This is a genomic window from Blautia intestinihominis (assembly GCF_040096655.1).
GTDB classification, from domain to species: Bacteria; Bacillota; Clostridia; order Lachnospirales; family Lachnospiraceae; genus Blautia_A; species Blautia_A intestinihominis.
This window is the reverse complement of the sequence record NZ_JBBMEI010000057.1, coordinates 1-21992: the sequence shown is the minus strand read 5'-3', so window position 1 is coordinate 21992 and position 21992 is coordinate 1. Positions and strand designations below refer to the sequence as shown.

The 21992-nt window shown below is 39.3% G+C and carries 25 protein-coding genes and 2 pseudogenes; 4 read left to right on the top strand and 23 right to left on the bottom strand.

Annotation, left to right across the window (positions count from 1 at the left end; genetic code table 11):
• A pseudogene (locus tag WMO75_RS14690) lies at positions 1-318 on the top strand (hypothetical protein); the annotation flags it as partial.
• 861 nt (positions 319-1179) lie between these two features.
• Here WMO75_RS14690 and WMO75_RS14685 read toward each other — a convergent pair.
• From WMO75_RS14685 to WMO75_RS14640, 10 genes are all read right to left on the bottom strand, one after another.
• Positions 1180-2235 carry a helix-turn-helix domain-containing protein gene (locus WMO75_RS14685; protein ID WP_349078312.1) on the bottom strand — a complete coding sequence of 352 codons (1056 nt, stop codon included), beginning with the start codon at positions 2233-2235 and terminating at the stop codon, positions 1180-1182.
• A gap of 220 nt (positions 2236-2455) precedes the next feature.
• Complete coding sequence (locus tag WMO75_RS14680; RefSeq protein ID WP_055056226.1) at positions 2456-3043, bottom strand: DUF2812 domain-containing protein; 588 nt, start codon at positions 3041-3043, stop codon at positions 2456-2458.
• Positions 3040-3363, bottom strand: coding sequence for a PadR family transcriptional regulator (locus WMO75_RS14675; RefSeq protein WP_055056227.1), 324 nt, complete (start codon positions 3361-3363; stop codon positions 3040-3042). Before WMO75_RS14675 ends, WMO75_RS14680 begins: the two co-directional genes overlap by 4 nt.
• Before the next feature lie 132 nt (positions 3364-3495).
• Positions 3496-3870 carry a TnpV protein gene (locus tag WMO75_RS14670; protein WP_117598185.1) on the bottom strand — a complete coding sequence of 125 codons (375 nt, stop codon included), beginning with the start codon at positions 3868-3870 and terminating at the stop codon, positions 3496-3498.
• A gap of 4 nt (positions 3871-3874) precedes the next feature.
• A complete protein-coding gene (locus WMO75_RS14665; protein ID WP_117598184.1) occupies positions 3875-5293 on the bottom strand; it encodes a plasmid recombination protein in 1419 nt (472 codons plus the stop codon).
• 235 nt (positions 5294-5528) lie between these two features.
• Positions 5529-5756 (bottom strand): DUF5348 domain-containing protein, encoded by a 228-nt coding sequence (locus WMO75_RS14660; RefSeq protein ID WP_055258605.1) that lies wholly within the window; start codon positions 5754-5756, stop codon positions 5529-5531.
• Between the two features lie 174 nt (positions 5757-5930).
• Positions 5931-6170 (bottom strand): hypothetical protein, encoded by a 240-nt coding sequence (locus WMO75_RS14655; protein WP_055258607.1) that lies wholly within the window; start codon positions 6168-6170, stop codon positions 5931-5933.
• A gap of 67 nt (positions 6171-6237) precedes the next feature.
• Complete coding sequence (locus tag WMO75_RS14650) at positions 6238-7314, bottom strand: AAA family ATPase (RefSeq protein ID WP_055258609.1); 1077 nt, start codon at positions 7312-7314, stop codon at positions 6238-6240.
• A gap of 169 nt (positions 7315-7483) precedes the next feature.
• Positions 7484-8569: a site-specific integrase gene (locus WMO75_RS14645; protein ID WP_055258611.1), complete on the bottom strand. Its 1086-nt coding sequence runs from the start codon at positions 8567-8569 to the stop codon at positions 7484-7486.
• 11 nt (positions 8570-8580) lie between these two features.
• Entirely contained in the window at positions 8581-8775 is a 195-nt protein-coding gene (locus WMO75_RS14640; RefSeq protein ID WP_055258613.1) for a hypothetical protein, read from the bottom strand.
• Positions 8776-9007: 232 nt separating this feature from the next.
• Between WMO75_RS14640 and WMO75_RS14635 the strand changes: the two genes are divergently transcribed.
• Positions 9008-9490 carry a helix-turn-helix domain-containing protein gene (locus WMO75_RS14635; protein ID WP_015541737.1) on the top strand — a complete coding sequence of 161 codons (483 nt, stop codon included), beginning with the start codon at positions 9008-9010 and terminating at the stop codon, positions 9488-9490.
• Positions 9491-10324: 834 nt separating this feature from the next.
• Here the strand turns inward: WMO75_RS14635 and WMO75_RS14630 are convergent.
• From WMO75_RS14630 to WMO75_RS14620, 3 genes are all read right to left on the bottom strand, one after another.
• Positions 10325-11266, bottom strand: a complete 942-nt coding sequence (locus WMO75_RS14630) for a helix-turn-helix domain-containing protein (protein ID WP_033126102.1) — start codon at positions 11264-11266, stop codon at positions 10325-10327.
• 150 nt (positions 11267-11416) lie between these two features.
• Complete coding sequence (locus WMO75_RS14625) at positions 11417-11737, bottom strand: DUF3784 domain-containing protein (RefSeq protein ID WP_008373534.1); 321 nt, start codon at positions 11735-11737, stop codon at positions 11417-11419.
• 37 nt (positions 11738-11774) lie between these two features.
• On the bottom strand, positions 11775-11966 hold the full coding sequence (locus WMO75_RS14620; RefSeq protein WP_008373533.1) for a DUF6019 family protein: 192 nt from the start codon (positions 11964-11966) through the stop codon (positions 11775-11777).
• Positions 11967-12275: 309 nt separating this feature from the next.
• Here WMO75_RS14620 and WMO75_RS14615 point away from each other — a divergent pair, with 309 nt between their 5' ends.
• Positions 12276-12512 carry a DUF6061 family protein gene (locus tag WMO75_RS14615; protein ID WP_118392662.1) on the top strand — a complete coding sequence of 79 codons (237 nt, stop codon included), beginning with the start codon at positions 12276-12278 and terminating at the stop codon, positions 12510-12512.
• Positions 12513-12572: 60 nt separating this feature from the next.
• Here the strand turns inward: WMO75_RS14615 and WMO75_RS14610 are convergent, their stop codons facing one another.
• The 8 genes and pseudogenes from WMO75_RS14610 to WMO75_RS14575 form a co-directional block, all read right to left on the bottom strand.
• Positions 12573-13544 (bottom strand): aldo/keto reductase, encoded by a 972-nt coding sequence (locus WMO75_RS14610; protein WP_178413983.1) that lies wholly within the window; start codon positions 13542-13544, stop codon positions 12573-12575.
• Between the two features lie 57 nt (positions 13545-13601).
• A complete protein-coding gene (locus WMO75_RS14605) occupies positions 13602-14120 on the bottom strand; it encodes a flavodoxin (protein ID WP_147335067.1) in 519 nt (172 codons plus the stop codon).
• Positions 14121-14178: 58 nt separating this feature from the next.
• Positions 14179-14406 (bottom strand): annotated as a pseudogene (locus WMO75_RS14600) (DapH/DapD/GlmU-related protein); the annotation flags it as partial.
• A 186-nt stretch (positions 14407-14592) separates the two neighbouring features.
• Positions 14593-15756, bottom strand: coding sequence for an iron-containing alcohol dehydrogenase (locus WMO75_RS14595; protein ID WP_118392658.1), 1164 nt, complete (start codon positions 15754-15756; stop codon positions 14593-14595).
• Between the two features lie 25 nt (positions 15757-15781).
• Complete coding sequence (locus WMO75_RS14590) at positions 15782-16519, bottom strand: flavodoxin (protein ID WP_270210009.1); 738 nt, start codon at positions 16517-16519, stop codon at positions 15782-15784.
• Positions 16520-16633: 114 nt separating this feature from the next.
• On the bottom strand, positions 16634-16900 hold the full coding sequence (locus WMO75_RS14585; protein ID WP_147335066.1) for a cyclophilin-like fold protein: 267 nt from the start codon (positions 16898-16900) through the stop codon (positions 16634-16636).
• 22 nt (positions 16901-16922) lie between these two features.
• On the bottom strand, positions 16923-17756 hold the full coding sequence (locus WMO75_RS14580; RefSeq protein ID WP_178413984.1) for an SDR family oxidoreductase: 834 nt from the start codon (positions 17754-17756) through the stop codon (positions 16923-16925).
• 17 nt (positions 17757-17773) lie between these two features.
• Entirely contained in the window at positions 17774-18295 is a 522-nt protein-coding gene (locus WMO75_RS14575; RefSeq protein ID WP_118392655.1) for a flavodoxin, read from the bottom strand.
• Between the two features lie 162 nt (positions 18296-18457).
• On the opposite strand from WMO75_RS14575, the gene WMO75_RS14570 reads away from it, so the two are divergent.
• Positions 18458-19339, top strand: coding sequence for a LysR family transcriptional regulator (locus WMO75_RS14570; protein ID WP_118392654.1), 882 nt, complete (start codon positions 18458-18460; stop codon positions 19337-19339).
• A 95-nt stretch (positions 19340-19434) separates the two neighbouring features.
• On the opposite strand, the gene WMO75_RS14565 is transcribed toward WMO75_RS14570, so the two are convergent.
• Both WMO75_RS14565 and WMO75_RS14560 read right to left on the bottom strand, forming a co-directional pair.
• Entirely contained in the window at positions 19435-20184 is a 750-nt protein-coding gene (locus tag WMO75_RS14565) for a DUF6040 family protein (protein ID WP_179978697.1), read from the bottom strand.
• Positions 20123-21844 carry a MobA/MobL family protein gene (locus tag WMO75_RS14560; RefSeq protein ID WP_349078314.1) on the bottom strand — a complete coding sequence of 574 codons (1722 nt, stop codon included), beginning with the start codon at positions 21842-21844 and terminating at the stop codon, positions 20123-20125. The genes WMO75_RS14565 and WMO75_RS14560 overlap by 62 nt, the downstream gene beginning before the upstream one ends.
• Positions 21845-21992: the final 148 nt, after the last annotated feature.

The window sequence follows — 21992 nt, the reverse complement described above, 5'->3', positions numbered from 1 at the left end:
AATAATAAACTTCCCGGTGATATAGAAACAGAAACACAGAAATGGTATGCCGGACTTCGCTTTTATGGAAATGATCCGGAACATTCTTTAAACGCAGATATGTGTAATTTTCTTGCTGATCTGCAGGAGAACAGAGAAAGCCTGGAATCTTATTTTACAGGTAAAGATATGTTTGATATGTGGAAGAAACAGACGTTGGAATACTACACTTCCAAACCTGTCACCCATAAAGAAATTGAAGAACTGGATTTTGAAACACGAATCCGCAAACGAGATGAACTCTTAACACAGAAATTTTCCAATAACGAACAGAAATAGTATCATAACAGTATCACAGGCAGATATGCGAAGGTTTTCATTTTCTTCCCATACCTGCCTGTTTTTAATTTATTCGCTATTCTTTACAGCCTTATTTTAATCTTCTGTTCAACAGAAAAACCCCGGAAACCTTACGGTTCCGGGGTATCTTACGTTTGGACACAATGTACCTTACGGTACTCAATATATATTAATCAGTGATTACTCGATGATTGTAGCAACACGTCCTGATCCTACAGTACGTCTACCTTCACGATACTTTAATCCCGTTTTACCTCATATTTTTTATGGTTTTCTCTCCAAAATACAGTGAAAAACGGCTGAATTGCACCACCTATTTTGATTTGCCTGATTTCTTGGCACCGTTTTGGCACCGTTTTGGCATCGGAGAATACTCAAACCGATTTTCTTCTGTAGATACTAGATACTTCTCTACCAACTTTATATTGCACCGGTAATTTTTAACTGTTATAATCGAAACATGGGTGCTACCATAACGGTAGGCGGTTAGTCCTTCTCCAGAGGGACTGTGACCCTCTGATTACATAGAAACCTGTAAAGGAATCCATTGGAAAGGAGGGCTAAGCCAATGAGTATTATTGACTTCATAGCAGTAGTGAGCTTCGGCTTAACCTGCTTTAGTATCGGATATACATTAGGCAAAGATAATCATAAACCACAAAAATAACCGCCCTGGTCTGGTAAACTAAGCGGTTATCTTTGATGATATTCTAAATAGTAAAACGGACTAACCGTCTATCGGTAGCACTCTTTTTCTATAATCATATTAGCACGCATCTGTGGAAATGTCAAAAATTTTCTTCTTTCTCAACTATATCTATTTCCATACATTTTTACAACCTATTTCAAGTGTTCCTCAAAAATTGATTCGAGTTCCTTATTCCCTCTCAAGAATTCATACTCTTTCTTATTTTCAATTTCCGAATATAATTCACGAACAAAATTTTTTCCAACTCCTGAAAAGGCTTTTCCCTGTGCAGTATCTTCATACCTGTAATACAAAGGGGATTGTGTCATATTCCAAGGCTTCTGTGATTCACTTAATAATTGCTTAATTAACTGAACACATTTTTCTACATCTTTTCGATATCCAGCAATCAGCAGATATGGCACTGTGTTGCCGTAATTCCATAGTCCAAACAACGATATCATGTGATCTGTAATCTCAGCAATTCTCTCTGCTTTATCATGATTTCCTGTTTCTTCTTCCATTTCAATTAACTTATACAAGTAGCTTTGAATATTGACAACTGCCTGTAGCAGTTTCCCCTCCAGGAATAACGCAGCAGTGTCTGTTCCTTCCTGATGTGCTAATACACTTGTTTTCATAATCGTTGCATCAATTACAGTATCAGGAATTTTTTTCAAAAGGGCATTTGCTTCTTCATATTTCTCCATTTGGACATATTTTGTTGCAAGTATAAAAACGCTTGAATTTCTCACTCTTTCATCCTGACTGTCTGCTGTTCGTTCCAGCCACTCAATAATAGCTGTATTATATTCCATTCGTTCTTCGCCATTAAGATCTGACAAAGTCAAAGATCCGTTCAGAACGGTTGCGATCGTATATATTAATAAGTCGCAATGAGGATACTCCTGTATTTTACGAGATGCCATCTCGAAAGCCTCTGTAAAGCTGTCCAATGAAACTTCCGAAAGTTCATTCACAAATTGTCCAATCTCTTTTTCGGTCAATTCTTCACGAAACGAAAACAATTCATTCATATCAATTTTCAATAATCGTGCCAAAGCTGGAAGTAATGAGATATCCGGATATGTATTTCCCTTTTCCCATTTATTTACCGCAGGAGTAGAAACACCCAGATAATTTGCCACCTGTTCTTGTGTTAATCCCTCAGTTTTTCGATAGTTTTTTATCTGCTCACCAATACGCATTGTTCGCACCTCCTGTCCTTATTTCCATTATAGCGTTCCCAATACATGTTTACAATTGAGCCTTTGTTTACTTATTACTTTCTTTTTTTAACTTTCAATTAATTTTCTCTAATATTTATATCATCAGCAACAAACTGCCCACAAATTTAAGAACGGGCTACTAACCCTCAAACGACAGTGCATTACATTGCATCAGCTAAACCAACCTTGTTATCCTGAATCACCACTCCTTCATCTTCGCTTCATGCCTATTTTTCATAATTTGCAACTGGTATATAATGACAGGGATTAGAAAAATCACAGCAACTATGCCTAAAATAACAGACCGATTTACGGTAGCAAATGCCACGAGCATAAGCATTAATAAAAGCCAGGGATTTCGCAAATTACTGTAATAATTTGCCCTATCTTCATAGGACGTATGAAGTTCAAAAGGTTTTCCATCATTTTCTTTTTCTACAATCAGCAATTCCCTGTTAAATGTTGTAGTGTTTGTTGCAATACGACCGCCAATTTCAGCCCACGGACGCCAGCGAACTTTACCAACAGAATAATTAAGATTGATATTTTTATAGAATACGGAATATCCCATTTCTTCCAAGAAATCATGGTAATCTTCAGCATTAGCTTTTGATTTTTGTCCTATAAACTCCACGCAATATTGAACTTGACCTGGCTTACATTTTTCAAATTCATAGAGTAATTTTCCCGTTCGAATAAGGCGATAACCTTTTTCAGCCATCTTATTCAGCCAGTTTTTCTGTACCGTCAATAGCCCGCCAAAAAAACGATAACACTTTTTGCTCATAATGTACCTCCTACAATTCCGCTTGCAATACCTACAAGTTCACGAAGTCTGATAAGTTCTTTTTCAGCTATCTCCTTTCCTTTTACAGTGATAAGATACTCTTTTTTTCTACCTTCACTATCTCCGAAAAGCTCAATCCATCCCTTTTCCTGCATTGAATTTAATGCACCATATAAAGTGCCTGCTCCCAATGAAAGCCGCCCACCTGTTTTTTCTTCAATGAACTGCATGACAGCATATCCGTGTTTAGGTGAATAGAGTGAAAGCAAAATATAGAATGTCACTTCTGTGAGTGCACCACTTTTCACATTATCCCTCATAGCATCCCCTCCTTATTACGGTTACTGTAATAACTATATCAGTAACCGTAATAAAAATCAAGAGATGTGAAATAAATCTTAATAAGCCGGATAGTATTATACTTTTCCTGTTCAGTCCTTTACAACCAATACTTATATATAAAGTATTTCTCTCAACACCATTTCTTCTGCATTGGCTTTTATATTATTCATCAGCCTAACCCACTTCGTCTGGTTCTGTACCTTTAATTCTTCAGTTACACCCTGTTTTTCTGCCATCTGTTCCATAAGCATTTCCACCTGTTCTCTGCTCTCCTGATCAATCTGATTCAGGTGTTCCGTCAGCTTTCCAGTCAACAACAAATATTGATATTTTGCTAATCTGTGTTCCTTCAGAAACTGTTTTCGCAGCATTCCATATTTCCCATATATCGGTTTTTCTTCATTCAATACCAAATTCGGCAAATAATAATCTCCATGCAAAGTATAGCTTAATCCGTTCTTTTCATCATAAATGTGTGTTTCCATAATCTTATCTCTCCATTTCTCTGTTTTTTGATTTAGTTTTCTTACGCTGCTGATTCTCCATCTCGCTTTTTTTCATTCCCCATGCCAATCTTTCATGAATATTTCCCTTCGGCATTTGCTCCATCCGTCGCTTTTCTTCCAGGACTTTCTCGTTTTGAATATCCTGCTGTACTGCTGTATCTACAGTTTCTATTCCAAGAACACGCACAACACGATCATACCTATCAGAAACACCTTGTAATATATCTTTTTCTTCTGACAATTTCTGATTGTCTTTACGTATATCATCCAGTTCTCTCTGAATAGCATTATATTTCTGTTTCACCTTTTGATATTTTTTCTTCCACCCTTCCACCTCTTTCGTGAGTTCTTTAACCTGAGCCGCCATTACAGCAACCTTATTCTTTATTTGAAGAAACAGTGGTTTAATTTTTTTGTCTCGATAGATTACTGCCCGTTCTAGCGTGCCCGCCTCCGGCAGTAACATTTTAACTGTTCCATATTCTTTGATTTCTTTGCTCACACTATCCATAATCGGTTGTAGCTGTTCTCTGCGATCTTCCAGGCTTTTTAGTTCTTTTTCTGCACTCCCTGCCTTTTGTTCTGCTTCTTGCTTCGCCTTGATTGCCTGTTCCTTATCGTCTTTTAAATTCTGGATATCTGCTCTGGATTCTGCAATTTGTGCTGTTAATTCTTCTTTTTCAGCAGTTAGATGCTCTTTTTCCTGCTCCAATTCCTGTACTTCCTTTTTCCGTTCTTTTTTCTTGAAGTTATAGACATCCAGATGTTCCTCATGAGTACCTTTCTGTTCCCATTCAATTCCATACTGCCTTGCAATCTCTGCCAGTACTTCTTTTTCATGATTTATCCACTGATTCAGCTCCGTATCATGCTTATTTCCACCTTGAAATCCAAGACCTTTTAATGCCTGTTTCAGCGAAACTCTGGTATCCATTCCTTTTCCTTTCCAGCCCGTCACATAAGGAATAAAGTCAATATGAAGATGTGGAGTAGCCTCATCCTGATGCAAATAGCAACTAAATACCCGAAGTGTCGGATTCCGTTTCTGGAAATCTTTTACATACTCATCCAGTACGTTTACAGCCAGATTTCCTGCTTCTGTTCCAACAGCCATATCTTCTCGGTTTCCAATCTGGAAAATCACTTCATGGAACAACTTTTCCTGTTTTCCCTGCCGGATTTTTTCATAGTAATTTGTAATCTTCCGGTCTTTTCTTTTCCCGGTATTGTATCTCTCCACAGCATCATCAAATAACTCTTTGTAAACTTCTTTCAGATTTTCATTCTGGTAACAAATATTTAATTGTACTCTGTCTGGGTCTACATTCTCTGCGAAAAACTCTCTCCTGTTATGAGCCAGAGAACCTTTCCCAATCATACCGCTAATTGTTCGTTTTATCATAATGTTTCTCACCTCTTTTCTAATCAAGTGCTAGATATGGCACATAATTTTTATTCACGCCAGTAATAGCGATATTAAGAAACTTTCGCCGGATACGGCGGTTTTGTTACTTTTGTCAAAAGTAACGCAAAAGCACTTTCGACAGCCGTACCGTCCATCAAAAGTACCCTTGCGCCCTGCCGGGGGCTATTCCTCCCGTTGGTCGGTTCACTCCTGCGTTACTTGTATGGCTGAATTATCCCGGTATCCTTGCCCGGATATATTCCAGATCACCACAATACGGTGTTCCTACAAGATACCATTCTCTTGCAGGATTCATTTCCATTCTAGTCTGAACCCATTCATCATCAAGCAACACTTCCAGGCATTCTCCACAGTGAAATCCTGTATCAATCCATAGATCTGATGATAATAATCCATATCTTTTGTTATAACTGTTATATCCTAATCTTCCTTCTCGCATTATGCCATTCTCCTTTCATTTAGCGTTTCCGCAGGGACGCCCTGAATCAGGGCTCCCTTTTGAAAATTCTCTTCTCCACCAACAAACTCCCGGCTACATCTTACCAGCTTTCTACTTGTCTGCTATCTACAGGTGCGTGACACGCTCCTGTAATAAAGTAGTCAGAAAGAACCTTTACCATCGAAAGTTCTCCGGTATTCCCCGTCTGTCCAGATATTCCTGCCGGAACTTTTCCCTTTCTTCTTCCGTTGGTGCTGTTTTGGATTTGCTATACACTTCACGATTCACCATTGCATCCAGTTTTTTCTCCAATCCCAACCGGATTATTTCTTCGCCATCGTAGTTATCCATCAAAAAATATTGCAGGAGTTGAAAAAATAACTCGTATGGAATCTGTACATTTTTATTTTGCATCTGTTCTCCTTTCAAGGTGGCAAGATTCCCTCTTCTTAAGAAATGGTAATCTTGCCATCTTCCATTTTTATTCTGGCAGCATCCAATACCATTGCTTTCCACGTTTTACAGAATCAATTTCAAGTTCCCGTTTGGCATTCCATAACGTTTTACTTTTTATTCCTCTGGTTTCGGCTTCTTCTGCAATTTTCTTTTGAGTCATTCCTCCATTTGCCAGTATTTCAAGGAGAAATTCTTTTGCTTTCCGACTTTTCTGCCCTCTGCCGTCTCCATTAAGAAGTTCATCGGCACTGATATCATATTCTCCAATCCATTCAAAGCCATTATTCTTATCCAGTCTGAATGCAATGGACGTTCCTTCCGGTGCAAGAGAACTCTTCGTATGACATACCACTCTTACTTCTGGTTCATCTTTCACTCGCCCGACAATCAGGACACTTCTTGCAGCAGCCTGAAAATCAATGGAGCCAAGTCCTCGATAAGAAGATTTGCCGTTACTGTTTTTGTTCATATGACCGATTAAAATGACTGCACAGTGATATTTTTCTGCCAGCACTGCGACACGCTTCATCAATGGCCTGATCTCATTTGCCCTGTGCATGTCTACCTCTGCTCCCAGGAATCCCTGAATCGGATCAAGAACAACCATTTTGGCTTTTGTCTGCACGATTGCTTCTTCTAATCTGGCATCTGCCATTGTCAGTGGCTGGTCACTGTCATCAATCACCAGCACCCTCGAACAATCTGCACCTGCAGCAAGTAATCTGGGTTTGATAGTATCTCCTAGACCATCTTCCGCTGTCTGATAAATCACATTTACAGGTGACATAGAAGACTGTTCCTGAATATTATCTTTGGCATCTAGATCTTCATTCTCACTACCGACTTCATCACTTCGTTTTTCTTTTGTTGTATCAGTAACAGGAAGAATCGGCTCTCCTCTGGTCAGTTTTGCAATAATCTGAAGTACCATTGTTGTCTTTCCTTCTCCTGGATCTCCCTGTATAATGGTCACTTTTCCATAAGGAATAAACGGATAAAGCAGCCATTCTACCTGTTCCACCTCTACTGAATCCATATTGATCAGTTTCAGTTTTGGTTCTATTCTGCAATTCTTAATTTTGTTTTTTTCATTCATATTCATTCCATCATCTCCTCCTGCCCTTCCGGGCAAGTCTCTGATGAACAGATATTCGGGAATTGTCGTATTTCTCGATTCGTGATATACTGAATCTGCCAAGATGGTATATCAGTTAATCTGATTATCAGAGAACTTGCTCAGATTATTTATCTGGGCTTTTTCTTTTGCCTTTTCAACATTCATCTCTTTCTTCTCCCAATCCGGTAACTGCATTTTCATTATCCAGCAGATTTGCAATCTTCCTCTGCTGATTTGGATAAAGATGTCCATAAGTATTCAATGTGATACGAATATCTTTATGACCCAATCTGTCCCGGATCAGTAACGGTTCTACACCTTTCTCAATGAGATAAGCCACATGACTGTGTCTGAGATCATGCACTCGGATTTTCTTTACTCCTGCCAGTTCAATCTGCCGTTTCATCTTATGCTGTACCGCTTCCTGAACAACTGGAAACAATCTTTCTGTATCCGGCATTCCGTAGTGACCATCTACAAATTCCTTAATTTCCTCTTTCAAAAATTCTGGAATTTCGATTGTTCGAAAGGACTGTTTTGTTTTTGGTTCTGTGATAATATCCTGCATTCCTGTTCGGTAATAAGTCTTATTGATACTAAGCTGATTCTTTTCAAAATTGATATCAGCTTTTGTAATCGCAAGCAGCTCCCCAATCCTGCACCCAGTCCAGAACAGCATCTCAAATATAAGATAATATCTTGTTCCCGGCTCCATTGTCTGTATAAACTGTTTGTACTCGTCCAGTGTCCAGAAGTTCAAACTTCTCGAATCCGAATTTCCCATTCGTTTCACTTTCTTGCATGGATTAACTGGCAAATCATATATTTTAGCTGCATGTGTAAACAGACTGGTCAACTGATTCTGAATCATTCTCAGATAAGAATCTGAATATCCTTTTTTCTGAATTTCATTCTGCCACTGAATAATCTGTGAAGCCTTGATCTCACTCATCATCTGATTTCCAAAGTATGGAACGATATGCTGTTGCATCATATATCTTTTATTTTTGATTGTTCGATCTTTTAGGTCATTCTGTTTGTCTGAAAAATAAATCTCAATAAAATCGCTCAGTTTCATATCCATACTTCGCTCAGTGCTCAACTTTTTACTTCGTTCAAACTCCAATGCTTCTCGCTTTGTTTCAAATCCACGCTTTCTGCGTTTTTTCTTCTCACCCATAACATTTGTCTCAAACCACTGGGCTGTCCATTTTTTTGTGTCTTTTTCTCTGTAAGCCATATTACTCCTCCTTAATTTCCTGCTATTTCATAGCCATACATCTTTTTTGCCCAAAACGCCTTTGGTATTCTTCCAGCCATCGTAATATATCCCTGTGCAGCCAGTTCCTTATTCATAGCTTTCACCAGTTTATAAGCATAAGATTTTGAGCAGTTTAATTCCTGTGCCACTTCATCAGCACTCATCATATAATTGTAGCTTGCCATACTGCATCCTCCTTTCCTCTCCAGATACAGAATACGTTTACTGTATTTCTATATCTGTACGATTTTCGTAAATTGATAATATCATGTATTTATTTCATTGTCAATATTTCGTAAACATATTTTTACGAACTTCGTATATTATTTTCTCTTTATTTTATTCCAGGTCTGTGCTATGATATTCTATAGATTTATGTTTTTCGTAATTTTGCAATATATGAAAAAGGAGGATTCTATGGGTGACGGTAAAAATTTAAAGAAATATCTTGATGAAAAAGGCACAAATGTCCGTAAAATTGCAAAGGCAACCGGAATCAGTGCCACAACCTTATATTCAATTATTCAAAAAGATTCCAATATTCGATTTGATTTTGCTTTAAGACTTGCAAATGAATTACAAATTGATGTGAATGAGATATGTTCTGCCAGTCCATTTTCTGGCACAATTAAGGAAGAAGAGATTTATCCTACACTTCCAGACGGTTTGAACGGAGCATTAGACGCAAGCCGTGTAAAGACTTATTTAAAAAATTCTATGTACCCGTTGATGTATCTTTTCGGTAAGAACAGTATGCCTGATGTAGATAATCTGCTCACATCGTTCTATCAGCTTGATGATGAAGCCAGACAGGAAGTTGTGGAAACGATCCGTCTGAAACTGCAATATCATCGTGATCCGGAACGTGCTGAACAGATCAAACAGATCAAAGGCTGGTAAAAAAATTACTCCTGTGAATAGCAAATATTCGCAGGAGTTTCTTTTTGGCACCGTTTTGGCACCGCTAGACTGATTTTTCAATTTTAAATTTATCCGTATTTCATCTTTCTGATAAACGTTTCACTGTTTCTAATCTGATAATTTTACAAACAATCCTTTTCTTAGAGTACAGAAAAACCCCAGAAACACAAGGTTTCTGGGGTATCTTACGTTTGGACACAAGTTATCTTGCGATAACAAATCTATTTTCAGATTGTATTACTCGATGATTGTAGCAACACGTCCTGATCCTACAGTACGTCCACCTTCACGTTTGTGAGGTTCTTAAAATCTCATTATTTTCTGTGATTTTCGTGTCTTTATTGTCCTGTGTTATAGGATTTCTACGCTATATTTCTGTTCTCTTCATTTTTTAGTATCAAAACGGTATCACAGCCAGATTTTCATGAGCTGTCAACTTTCCGGTTGCAGATTCCCACCTTGACTGTTATAATCGAAACATGGGTGCTATCATAACGGTAGGCGGTTAGTCCTTCAGCAGAGGGACTGTGACCCTCTGATTACATAGAAACTCGAAAGAGAATCCACTGGAAAGGAGGGCTAAGCCAATGAGTATTGTGGACTTTATTGCAGTCGTGAGCTTCGGCATCACCTGCTTTTGTGCCGGATACACATTCGGCAAAGATAATAACAAGACACAAAAATAACCGCCCCAGCCTCGCAAACTGAACGGTTATTTTTAATCAATTAAGTATGTGGACTAACCGTCTATCGGTAGCACTCTTTTTCTATAATCATATTAGCACGCATGTGTGAAAATGTCAAAAAATTTCTTCATTCTTGGTTATTAATCTCCTTGATCAACTGTACTGCCTTCTCTGCATCATCGGTTTTCACGAATATATCCACACCATATATTCCAAATCCAGGTGCCCCATGCATTGCAACATTCGCACCTGCTTCCTGTGAAAAAGCTGCTATTCCATTTTGCTTTAACATTTCTACGAGTTGTTCTGTCTCTACTATATTCTGTGCATTATAAATTTTTGTCCATTCTGCCTTAGATATGGAAGTTTCCTTTTTCTCCTGAACATTTGACGAATTCTGGTTTCTTTTTCGATTAATAAATGCCAAGAGCCTAAGAACAATAAATGCCACAATAGTAATACCAATCAGAAATCCCACTGCTAATCGTGTTACCTGTGTTTCTGTAGCTCCCATTCTAAATAAACATATGCCATAGATGACTGTAAAAATTCCTGCACATATCACACTGGTGAAAAAATCGCGCCATATAGTAGCACTTTTGGGCAAACATTTATCCCATATTCCATTGTACACCATAATAGAAGCATACAGAATTCCTCCTACCAAAGCAGTTGCTGTCTCTCCTAAAACCAAGCGAATATCCACCGTTAATAACATCTGAATAATAATCGCTAACACACTAATCACAAACATTGATGCAAATGCAAGATTTCCAGCCTTTAATGCTTTTTGTTTCACCCATTCTTCATACACCGCCACTTTGTCCAGTGTTTCTTTCATCTCTTTATTCATAGTCTGGCTCCTTTCTCCATCCAGGAGCTCTCTTATCTCAACATCGTAATACTCAGCAAGTTGAACAAGTATACTGAGATCTGGCATATTTATTCCTGTTTCCCATCTGGAAACTGTTCTTGCAGATACCTCAAACTTCTCGGCAAGCTGCTCTTGCGTAAGATTCTTTTCTTTACGACATTGCTTTAAAAAAGCTCCAATCTTTTTTGTATCCATGTCTCTACCTCTCTTCCACTTACAGCTTACCAATATATAGCAAAATTACCACGGCATAAAACGAGAATCCGCTAATTTTCAATCGGACATCATATGTCTAAAACAAATAAACGGTATTTTCACCCCGAAAACATTCTATTTTTCTATAAATTAACTTTCTCTTTTATGTCTATCTATAAGCAACAGAATAAACATAACAAACCATATCGCCCATGCAATTAAACAACCAGTTCCTATATACCAAATATCTATAATCATTCCAGCAATAAAAGGAAGTGACATAAGCATCATTCTCTTCCCATATGCCTTACACATAGCATTTTCATCATATTTTTTTCGTTCTTCTGCAGATTTCATATTATAACCAGACAAGAAGTTGGATGCTTGTCCTTTTGACCTATAAAACCATATTCCAAATAAAAGCATAATTACTGCCATTGCAAAATCAAAAATAATATAAATATAGAACATATAATGCTTCCTTTCAGTCGATTCCACAAACTTGAAGTTATTGATCTTCTGAATCCAATCCAAGTTCTTTCAGCTCTTTTTCGTTTTGGATATCTTCAACAGTTTTCTTTCCAGTGATTGCACTGTAGGCTTCTTTGATGCCATTTTTCACTGCCCATTTGATAACGAAATACAGCGCAATCAAAATAACAATTGCGGTTCCTCCACTTATACCTAATTCATTCCACATAATTCAATCCTCCAAATTCCGATTGAGATTTCACCTGTTTTAAGAGATTTAATAACTGTTATATTTTATTATTAAATTCTCTGTAAGTCCTTGAAAACACTGGATTTGTCGCAGGTGAGCTTTCCCTTATTGTTTCCCTTGTGTTATATCTTCCCATCAGTGTTTACGAACTCTGATAAGGGAAAATACAAGGGCAAGAAAAATCTATAAAACAGTATAACACAAAATAAAACCGACATGGTGAACTGATTGAAATGCTTCTGATATTTGTAACTGATGATTGATTGAGCAATAAGGAGATACGATACGATGAGAACAATATTTGCAGAATACAATCCACAGTGTAACAGTATTGATGTTTATACCAGTGCAGACTATATGCTTCGCATTGACTGTTGGGAAGCAGAAAAGAATTTAAAGACTACGCCCGGATCAGAATGTGCTTTGACATCTCTTGCAATTGACGAACCATTAGAATATGCAATGTTATATCTTGATGGAAATTTGCAGATGTGGATAGATGCAGAAGATTCATTAGAATTATAAAGTTTTGAAGACCAACAATCTCACTTGCTCACACTGAGATTGTTGGTCTTTTCATAAAAATCAATGTCCTCCAAATACCGGAATCTTCATTGCATCCAGCTTTTTGTCAATATCTGCAATTTCTTTTTCGGTGAGTGATACATACATTGCGTCAAAATTTTCTTTCAAACGCTCCGTTTTCCTGCTTCCCGGAATCGGAATGATAAATGGCTTTTTACACAGCATCCATGCCAGAGAAATCTGTGCCGGAGTTGCCCCTTTTTTCTCTGCCAGATTATGCAACAATTCTAACAGCTCCTGTCCTTTGGTAAATCCTTCTTCTGTATACTGAGGCATATCGCTTCTGTAATCTGTTCCATTTTCAAAAACAGAATCTCGATGATATCTTCCTGTCAGGAACCCATTTGCCATCGGAGAAAATGCCACATATGCAATCCCCAATTCTTCCACAACAGGAAACAGTTTTTCATGCCAGCGTGCCATCATGGAATAACGATTTTGAATCGCTGCAACCGGGCAAACCGCATGTGCCCGTCGAAGATATTCTTCATTACTTTCTGAAATTCCCCAGGAACGGATTTTTCCTTCCTTTATCAATTCTGCCATTGTTTCAGCTACTTCCTCTGGTTCAACTGCCGGGTCCATTCTATGTTGATAATATAAATCAATGTAATCCGTATGCAACCGTTTCAGGCTTCCTTCCACAGCCCTTCGGATTGTTTCCGGTCTGCTGTCCAAAAGCAGCGTTCCATTGCCATGTTTTACTCCGAATTTTGTGGCGATCATTACCTTTTCACGGACAGGCTGTAAAGCTTTTCCTACAACTTCTTCATTGTATGCAATGGTGCCATCTTTATATATTCCCGTATAACACTCTGCCGTATCGAATAATGTATATCCCATATCATATGCCTGCTTTACTACATTGACACCATCCTCTATATCCATAGGTGCCCCGCTTGCATGGGTAATTCCCATGCAGCCAAGCCCGATTGCGGACACCATTGATTTTCCTATTTTCCGTTTTTCCATAATATAATTCACCTGCTCTCAGACTAATTATGTACATGTAACATTTTTATTGACCGTCTATTTTAAACACTGTTTTGCCCATTCTTCAATTTCAGCTTCGGAGGTTTCTACTAAATGTCCGAGAAAAGCTCTGCCTTCTGAGACTTCCGCTCCTGGACAATATTTCTTTATATCTTCAAGACTTCTTCCAAAGCCACTTCCTCCGCTGGTAACAAACGGAATAATTTTCTTTCCCTGCCACTGGCAGTGTTTCAGAAATTCAACAACAGACATAGGCAGCGTATTCCACCAATTAGGAAATCCCAGGAAAATAATATGATACTCTCTGATATCCGGATACTTTTTCAACTCAGGTCTGATTCCATTTTCCAGTTCTTCCTTTGCTTCGTAGATCATTTTCATGTGATCTTTCAGATATGTCTTTATCGTATCCAGCTCAATTAGTTCGCCGCCTACCGCTTTCTGGACAAATTCTGCCGCAACAGCAGTATGTCCCTTTTCCAGATTCACAATTTTCATCCCCGGAGCAATCGTCTCACCTTTGAGCGAATAATAAATCACTGCAATTTTATCCATAATTTTTCCATTCTTTCTATCATTGTTCTGTTTTTTCACGTTATTACACTATCATTTTAATTACTTTTGCCGGATTTCCGGCAACGACAGTATGAGCCGCCACATCTTTTGTTACTACACTGGCACTTCCAACAACAGCACCTTCCCCAACTGTAACTCCCGGCAGAATCGTAACATTCGCTCCAATCCATGCCTCTTTTTTGATCGTAACCGGTTTGCACTTAATAATCTGCAAATCCTTTAGATCATGATTTACAGTAAGAAGTGTCACATGTGGTCCTATCATTACACCATCTTCTAATATAATTCCAACTGCACTCATTAAGGTCAGATCATGATTCGCAAATACACCATTACCTACTTCTACCTGATTTGCATAATCAACCTGAAACGGTGGTGTAAAATAACTCTTATCCGACAGACCTGTTGAAAAAAGGCAGACACACCAATGCCTGCCTTTTCTTACCTTACTTTATAAGGAAGCTCTGAAAATTGCTGCAATGTCTTCCTCTTTCAGAGGTGCATAGGCATTTTCAAGTCCTTCGTTTTCTGCAACATGATGAGCCATTTCATCAATTCTGCTCTCATCAATTCCAACTGCCTGTAAATTCATCGGAATGCCAATGCTTTCAAAGAACTTATAGGTTGCCTCGATTGCCTGATTTGCAATCTCATACTTATCCTGATTCTTATCAATGCCGAATACATTCACACCATATTTTACAAAGCGGTCTACTGTCTTATCATTCAAGATATGTTTCATCCATCTCGGTGTAATAATAGCCAGTCCTTCTCCATGCGTAATATCGTAATATGCACTTAACGCATGTTCCATGCCATGGCATGGCCATCCGGAACCACTGTTTCCAAGTGCAAGAATTCCGTTACAGCCATAGGTACAGTCAAGCATAAACTCAGCTCTTGCCCTGTAATCTTCCGGGTTTTTAAGGATTGCCTTTGTATTTTCCATCAGACTGCGGAGATTCGCTTCACAAATTCCATCATTTAACAAGGTGGTATCTGCTGCAAAATACTGTTCCATTGTATGGTTCATTGCATCCGCACAACCGGCTGCTGTCTGCTTTTTCGATACAGAAAATGTATAAGTTGGATCAAGAAAAGATGCTACCGGGAACAGATATGGACTTACATATCCAACCTTATCATTTGTCTCTGTTCTTGAAATAACACCACCTGCATCGTACTCACTTCCTGTTGCGGCAAGTGTCATGATATCTACGATCGGAAGTGCTGCTGTGGTAGGAACCTTATATGTAATCAGATCCCATGGATCACCATCATATTTTGCACCAGCTGCGATTGCTTTTGAACAGTCAAGCACACTTCCGCCACCAACTGCTAAAATCACATCCACCTGGTTTTCTTTACAAAGCCTGACTCCATCCAGTACACTCGGATCATATTTCGGATTCGGCTGGATACCAGAAAGCTCTACCACCTCGAAATCTTTTAACAGCTCCATTACTTTATCATAGAGTCCCATTTTCTTAATGCTTCCGCCGCCATATGTTAAAAGCACCTTATTTCCTAAAGGCTTTAACACCTCTGTCAGCTTAGCAATCACACCCTCACCAAAAATCAATCTTGTAGGTGTCATATAATCAAAATTCTGCATTATTCTACTTCCTTTCCTTCATTTATTATTCGTTACTGCGAAGCCATTCAGTCACAGCTTCTTTTGCCTTATCCTGAGCATTCTGTGCATCCGTGCCTGCAATCGTAAATCCGTCTCCGATTGTCGCACCATCACAGATATTCCCAAGTGTCCGGGGTATCGAAGACAATCTGCTTCCTGCATGAGTTGTAAATGGATATACTGTCTTTCCATTCCAGTCAAGTCCTTCTACAAAGGTATAAACAGGCATCGGCATATCGCCCCACCAAACCGGCATTCCAAGATAAACCACATCATAATCATCCAGATTATCCAATGTATTTTTTAATTCCGGTCTTGCATTTTTCCTTTGTTCCTGCTGTGCTTCTTCGGTACATGCGTCATAATCTGCCGGATAAGGCGTAGCTCTCTCAATTTTAAAAGTGTCTGCCCCGGTTTCTTCAGCGATCATTTCAGCGATAATCTCGGTATTTCCTTTTTCGACAACGCCAACACCATAGTTATCATCAGCTCTTGAAAAATATGCTACAAGGATACGGGTATTATTCGTCTCCGAAGTCTGTTCTGCTTCGCTGTAATTTTCTTCTGTATCTGCTGTTATTCCTGTTTGTGTATCCGATAATGACTCTTTCTCCTGAGAAGACACTTCTGACTGATCTGTTGTCTGCCCTTTAGGATTGTCTGTTCCCGAACTGTTACCACAGGCAGCAAGAGTGACCCCCATCAGCATACACAGTAAAACACCTGTAATCTTTTTGCTCACGATCTTGCACCTCCTTATTAAAAATCAGCGTTTTCATCAATAAAATAGTTTACTCAACAATATCTGTGGAAGCAGCAAGCTCCGTCTGTATTTCATAATCTGCCACACGCTCTTTTAATCTTGTGATCGTGGCATATCCAGAGTTAACGGCATGTTTTCTACAATATTTTTGACAGTCTCATTCTGATCTAAGACTACCTCATATTCCGTTTCATTCACTTTAATAGTCATGCTTTCTTCCTCGCTCTCTGGTTCCGTATTCTGCTCATTTGTGTTTACAGCCTCCGTTGCTGCCTCATTTTTTGTTTCTAAAGCGGATTCATTCCCACATCCGGACAGCAGAAGAACTGTCATACACATGGCAACAATAACGATTTTCATTTTCCTATACCACTTCATACGCTTATACTTCCGGCTTTAACGGACCATAGTAGTAGCTTGCGGTCGCTCCGCCATCTACAAGGAAAGTAGAACCCGTAATAAATGCCCCTCTGTCGCTCATCAGAAGTTCTGCTACATTTGCGATTTCATCTGCTGTTCCTGGTCTTCCTGCCGGGCATTTTGCAAACATATTTTTGTAAAAATCACCACGAGGTCCGTTAAATTCATCAATCGCAAGTGGTGTTACAATAATTCCAGGTGCAATGTCGTTAATTCTTGCTCCTCTCTTTCCCCATTCTACCGACTGTGCCATGACACGCTTTTCATTGCAGCGTTTTGCCATCTGATATGCGTGAAGTGTATCTCTGATATTATCCGGCTGTAAAATCTCAAGACCTAAAAGTTCCTCTGTCGGTGTCGTTGCAAGCTGTGCATCCTGCTCGGCTGTCAGCTGTGGCATTCTCCAGCCGGACTGACTTGAAATTGTAACACCTACGCCTCCTTTTGCAATGACCTTGCCTACCTCTTCCAGAAGTACCGCTGTTCCATAGAGGTCTACCTTTAAGATTGCTTCAACCGGAGCCTGAGATGGTGATACACCGGCTCCATTTACCAGCATCTTAATCTCGCCATATTCTTTCGCTTTTGCAATCAGATTTAAAATAGATTCTCTGGAAGACAGATCCATTTCTACCGGCTCCACATCAAATCCTGCTTCATTCATAATTTTTGCAATCGCTTTTGCATTTTCCATATTTTTATCGCCCATCACGATTTTCTTTCCATAACCGACACGTCTTGCGATCGCCATTGAAATCTGTCCTGCACCGGTTACGATCATTACTTCTTTACTCATAATCTCAAATCTCCTTTTTATTCTTCTACATTTTTCTTTGCCCATGCTGCAACAGCTTTTTCCGCTTTTGCAGAATCTGCACCGTGTACTGCCATTCCGTTTCCAAATGTCGCACCCTTGCACATTTTTCTTAAGTCACGTTCACTGCTTCCCAGTCCGCTTCCTTCGTGTGTCATAAGCACCATCACCTTTTTACTGGTAAAATCAAGTCTTTCAATTTGGGAGAAGACAGGCATCGGGAAAGTTCCCCACCAGCAAGGTCCGCAGACAAACACATTGTCATAGGAGTCTATATTATCCAGGTACTGTGTAAGCTCTGGTCTTGCATTGACTTTTACTTCCTGTGCAGCTTCTTCTGTGCATGTGTGATAATCTTTGGAATAATCCTCCACTGTCTGAATTTCAAAAAGATCCCCTCCGACCGCTTTCTGGATGTACTCCGCACAGACTTCGGTATTGCCCTTCTTCAGGTTTTCGATACGTCCATTTACATAGTTTTCTCCTTTGCGGGAGTAATAAATAATCAGGTTCTTTGCCATTTTCTTTGTCTCCTTGTCTTAAGTTGCCTTTAGTATAATTTACGTCCGATACTCAATCAAATCTTTATACTTATCATATTGATTAGTTCCGCTAATTGATATATACTTCAATTTAACAGGTATACAACATAATGTTGCTACTTAAAGGGAGGCACAAATACTATGCTGTTTAGACAGATTGAATATTTTCAGGCTATCATCGAAACAGGGAACTTTTATCAGGCTGCTGAAAAATGTAATGTTTCCCAGTCAGCGATTTCCCAACAGATAAAAAAACTGGAACAGGAGCTTGGAGTAAAACTTCTTGACAGACATAACCGGACCTTTTCACTGACACCGGCAGGAGAACACTTTTACAGAAAAAGTCTCATTCTTGTCAGCGATATTGAACAGATAAAACGGGAAACAAAAAGAATCGCAGATAACGATCATGCGACTCTTCGTATTGGTTATTATAAAGGCTATCATGGCAATGAACTTTCAGAAGCAGTAGCAGAGTTTTCTTCCAAGTACCCGACTGTTGAGGTAAGTATCATAGTCGGAAGCCATGAAGAGTTATATAAAGCATTGGAAAATGACAAGGTTGATCTGGTTCTAAGTGATCAGAGACGGGCATTCTCAGATTTATACAACAATGAAATCCTCTCAGAAAGCCGTATGTATATAGAAATTTTCAATCATAATCCTCTGAGTCGGCTGGAAATGGTAGAAATCGCAGAACTGAAAAATACCCCCTGCATCCTTGTCATCAATTCCGCCGGACAGCGGGAAGAACAATCCTATTATGAAGATATTGTTGGAATAAAAGGTGACTATCTTTTCGCCGATTCCATTCAGGAAGCACGGCTCAAAATCATTACCGGACAGGGATATATGCCGGTTGACGTAATTGGAAATCAGACATGGTTTGATTCAACGATTGATCGTATTCCTCTCGTTAGAAATGGTGAGCCTGTGCGAAAAACATACTGTGCTTTCTGGCGAAAAGATAATTCCGGGTATTATATTGAAGATTTTGCTGAAATGTTGAAAAAAATATTTTAAGAATATAAAATATCTGAGATACTATTTAAGGCAGAGTAATTATCGCTACTCTGCCTTAAATGATTGTACCATGAAATCTCCCTGTGTTTCTTTTCTTAATAATATCCCCGTTCTACCATCCAGCCTTTCACATAACATCGAATTCCAATATAAATAACATGTGATAGTAATAGGAATACCATGAGATTTATCGGAATAGCGTTTTTAATCCATTCTCCAAAGTAAATTACAATAGCTGCACTCGTTATCGCCACTATGATACTGAGGATATCCCAGCAATATTTCCGGTAGATTTTTCCAACCTGATAGCCAATCCCAACTATCAGTAATCCGGTTATTATAAATAAAATTCCCATAACAATAGCTACGATCAGCCAGTACATAAGCCCGGAAAGGATACGGTTAGGTATTCCGCTGCTTAACTGTCCGAAAGAATCTGCACCTATGACAAACTCCCGAAACAAATTTCCCATTCCTTTTCCTAACGCACCGAAAAAGGTGATACAGTCGTTAAGGAAAACTGGCGAAAGAATAGCGGTAAACAGTGTTGTTGTTATACTGTACCATGCCAGCAGAAACAGCATACTTTCATAACCAACCGTCATATTTTTATATTTCTTTTCTAACTGGCTTTTACGGTTATCGCATTTTTCTTTTGCTTTTTGGTAAGCAGTACGGTCACATTTATCACATTTCTCATAAGGCACTTTTTTCTCAACAGCTACCTCTACCGTCTTTTGATGTGTCTGTGCATAAAGTTTTTCCTGCTCCGCTTTTTCATATTTAAATTTCCATGCCACGACTTCTGCGTCGGCTCTTTTCCTGCTGTTTGTCTCGCTGGTCAATCGTTCTTCTGTTTGCTTTAATCTTATCCGCAATGCTTCGATATTCTCGGCTCTGTTTTCGCTGTTCAATTTCTCGTTCAAGGTCAGCGATTCGCTTAGCTGTCTGTTCAGTTTCTGGATTATCTGGTCTTTCTGATCCAGTTCGTCCTGCATCTGTTCGGTCATCAGCAGAAGTTCTTCTACCTGCCCGACGTTCTCTGAGTTTCTGCATTCGTTCATCAATCTCCCTCGCTTTCTCTATCTGCTGTTTAAGGTCAGCAATTCGCTGTTCTGTTTCTGCAATAAGCTGTTCTCGCTGTTCAGCTTCTGCGTTAATTCCTGCCATTGCTGATTCTCGTTTTCCAACTGTTCGATTCTGGTTTTCTGTTGCTCGATCTGTGAGAGCAGTTCTTCTGTATCTGGCAAAAGATTCAGCAGCCCGGATAATTCGCTGTTTAAGCTTTTTAAACTCTGGTTCTGCTCCTGGAAAGACAGGAGCTGTCGATCCCGTTCCTGCAATTCCTGTATCATCTCTGCCATAAGATTCTGCTGTTCCTCGATCTGCTTTATCATTGTCTCCATCATGGGAATGACTTCCAGGCTTTCTTCTAATGTCATGCAATCGCTCCTTCCATTGTGTTAATGCACCGGATACTTTGCCAAAAGAAATCTGTATTTTATCCAGCAGTGCATTTTGTCTTTTTATGATCTGGTTTTCCTCCACTTTCCATGAAGCGGATGGTGTCTGTCCGTTTTGAAATTTCTCATCAATTTTTCTGGCATCTGCACCCTCATGGATTGTCGGTATCTCTAATTTTCCCTGCCTTGCATAAGAACGGTGGTCAATGTGATTTTCCGTTTTCAAATGTGCATTACAGATGTTTGCCCATTCGCTCCGCCATAGCTCACAGTTTTGTGGATTGTTCCACCCGGTAGCATCAGTTAATACACGTTTCCACTGTTTACGGTTCCTTGCACCGACTTTCTGATTACCGTTTTCGTCCAATACTGGGATTCGGATTCCATGACGGTCAGGGTTCTTTTTATCCTGCCACCAGTCCGGATGGGATTCATCCACCACAATATTTCCATTCTCATCTCTGACAAAATCCCAGTCCTTGACTTCTTTGTTTCCCCATGAGTGGTCTGGATTGAATGGTCGCATCGTCACAAGTAAATGCACATGTGGATTTCCATCTCCTTTATCATGGATACTCCAGTCCGCACACATTCCCTTATTTACAAAGGTCTTTTGGATATATTCAGTTGTATAATCTATCTGTTTCTGTCGGCTCCATTCTTTCGGAAGTGAGAACTCAAATGACCTGCCGAGTTGTGCATCTGAACTTTTTTCTATCCTCAAAACTTCATTCCACAAACGCTGCTTCTGAAAAGTAAGTTTAAATTTTTCCAGTGTGGCTTCTTTGTTATCTGCCCTTTTATATCGGGCAGATTTCTGGAATCGTCTGATATTTTCAGCAGGTACATTCTGCCATTCCTGTGGTGCATTTTCACACATCATCAGGCTGGTATAAACGACTTCTTTTTTTGAAGTGTAGTAGCTGATTCTGCCGGTTTCTTCATTTTTCATCACATCACCATTGAGATAGGCAGATGCTGATATGATGGATTTCCCTTTGCTGCGTCCAACAATCTTTACTGTATAATGAAAAATCGCCATGATCCGTTTCCCCCTTTCTGCCGTATCCGGCTTTGATTTCCGGCAGGTAACGTTTTCCCTAAAAGAAAATAGTATCTGCCGGAACGCCCTCTGCGTAAGAGTGCCCTGTGCATAACAGCCTGCATGGAATGCGCCCCTCTGGCGAAGA

Excerpts from the sequence above, each read along its gene's own strand:
- WMO75_RS14685 (WP_349078312.1), bottom strand. The coding sequence starts at position 2,235 with ATGCGTATTGGTGAGCAGATAAAAAACTATCGAAAAACTGAGGGATTA.
- WMO75_RS14680 (WP_055056226.1), bottom strand. The coding sequence starts at position 3,043 with ATGAGCAAAAAGTGTTATCGTTTTTTTGGCGGGCTATTGACGGTACAG.
- WMO75_RS14675 (WP_055056227.1), bottom strand. The coding sequence starts at position 3,363 with ATGAGGGATAATGTGAAAAGTGGTGCACTCACAGAAGTGACATTCTAT.
- WMO75_RS14670 (WP_117598185.1), bottom strand. The coding sequence starts at position 3,870 with ATGGAAACACACATTTATGATGAAAAGAACGGATTAAGCTATACTTTG.
- WMO75_RS14665 (WP_117598184.1), bottom strand. The coding sequence starts at position 5,293 with ATGATAAAACGAACAATTAGCGGTATGATTGGGAAAGGTTCTCTGGCT.
- WMO75_RS14660 (WP_055258605.1), bottom strand. The coding sequence starts at position 5,756 with ATGCGAGAAGGAAGATTAGGATATAACAGTTATAACAAAAGATATGGA.
- WMO75_RS14655 (WP_055258607.1), bottom strand. The coding sequence starts at position 6,170 with ATGCAAAATAAAAATGTACAGATTCCATACGAGTTATTTTTTCAACTC.
- WMO75_RS14650 (WP_055258609.1), bottom strand. The coding sequence starts at position 7,314 with ATGAATATGAATGAAAAAAACAAAATTAAGAATTGCAGAATAGAACCA.
- WMO75_RS14645 (WP_055258611.1), bottom strand. The coding sequence starts at position 8,569 with ATGGCTTACAGAGAAAAAGACACAAAAAAATGGACAGCCCAGTGGTTT.
- WMO75_RS14640 (WP_055258613.1), bottom strand. The coding sequence starts at position 8,775 with ATGGCAAGCTACAATTATATGATGAGTGCTGATGAAGTGGCACAGGAA.
- WMO75_RS14635 (WP_015541737.1), top strand. The coding sequence starts at position 9,008 with ATGGGTGACGGTAAAAATTTAAAGAAATATCTTGATGAAAAAGGCACA.
- WMO75_RS14630 (WP_033126102.1), bottom strand. The coding sequence starts at position 11,266 with ATGGATACAAAAAAGATTGGAGCTTTTTTAAAGCAATGTCGTAAAGAA.
- WMO75_RS14625 (WP_008373534.1), bottom strand. The coding sequence starts at position 11,737 with ATGTTCTATATTTATATTATTTTTGATTTTGCAATGGCAGTAATTATG.
- WMO75_RS14620 (WP_008373533.1), bottom strand. The coding sequence starts at position 11,966 with ATGTGGAATGAATTAGGTATAAGTGGAGGAACCGCAATTGTTATTTTG.
- WMO75_RS14615 (WP_118392662.1), top strand. The coding sequence starts at position 12,276 with ATGAGAACAATATTTGCAGAATACAATCCACAGTGTAACAGTATTGAT.
- WMO75_RS14610 (WP_178413983.1), bottom strand. The coding sequence starts at position 13,544 with ATGGAAAAACGGAAAATAGGAAAATCAATGGTGTCCGCAATCGGGCTT.
- WMO75_RS14605 (WP_147335067.1), bottom strand. The coding sequence starts at position 14,120 with ATGGATAAAATTGCAGTGATTTATTATTCGCTCAAAGGTGAGACGATT.
- WMO75_RS14595 (WP_118392658.1), bottom strand. The coding sequence starts at position 15,756 with ATGCAGAATTTTGATTATATGACACCTACAAGATTGATTTTTGGTGAG.
- WMO75_RS14585 (WP_147335066.1), bottom strand. The coding sequence starts at position 16,900 with ATGAAAATCGTTATTGTTGCCATGTGTATGACAGTTCTTCTGCTGTCC.
- WMO75_RS14580 (WP_178413984.1), bottom strand. The coding sequence starts at position 17,756 with ATGAGTAAAGAAGTAATGATCGTAACCGGTGCAGGACAGATTTCAATG.
- WMO75_RS14575 (WP_118392655.1), bottom strand. The coding sequence starts at position 18,295 with ATGGCAAAGAACCTGATTATTTATTACTCCCGCAAAGGAGAAAACTAT.
- WMO75_RS14570 (WP_118392654.1), top strand. The coding sequence starts at position 18,458 with ATGCTGTTTAGACAGATTGAATATTTTCAGGCTATCATCGAAACAGGG.
- WMO75_RS14560 (WP_349078314.1), bottom strand. The coding sequence starts at position 21,844 with ATGGCGATTTTTCATTATACAGTAAAGATTGTTGGACGCAGCAAAGGG.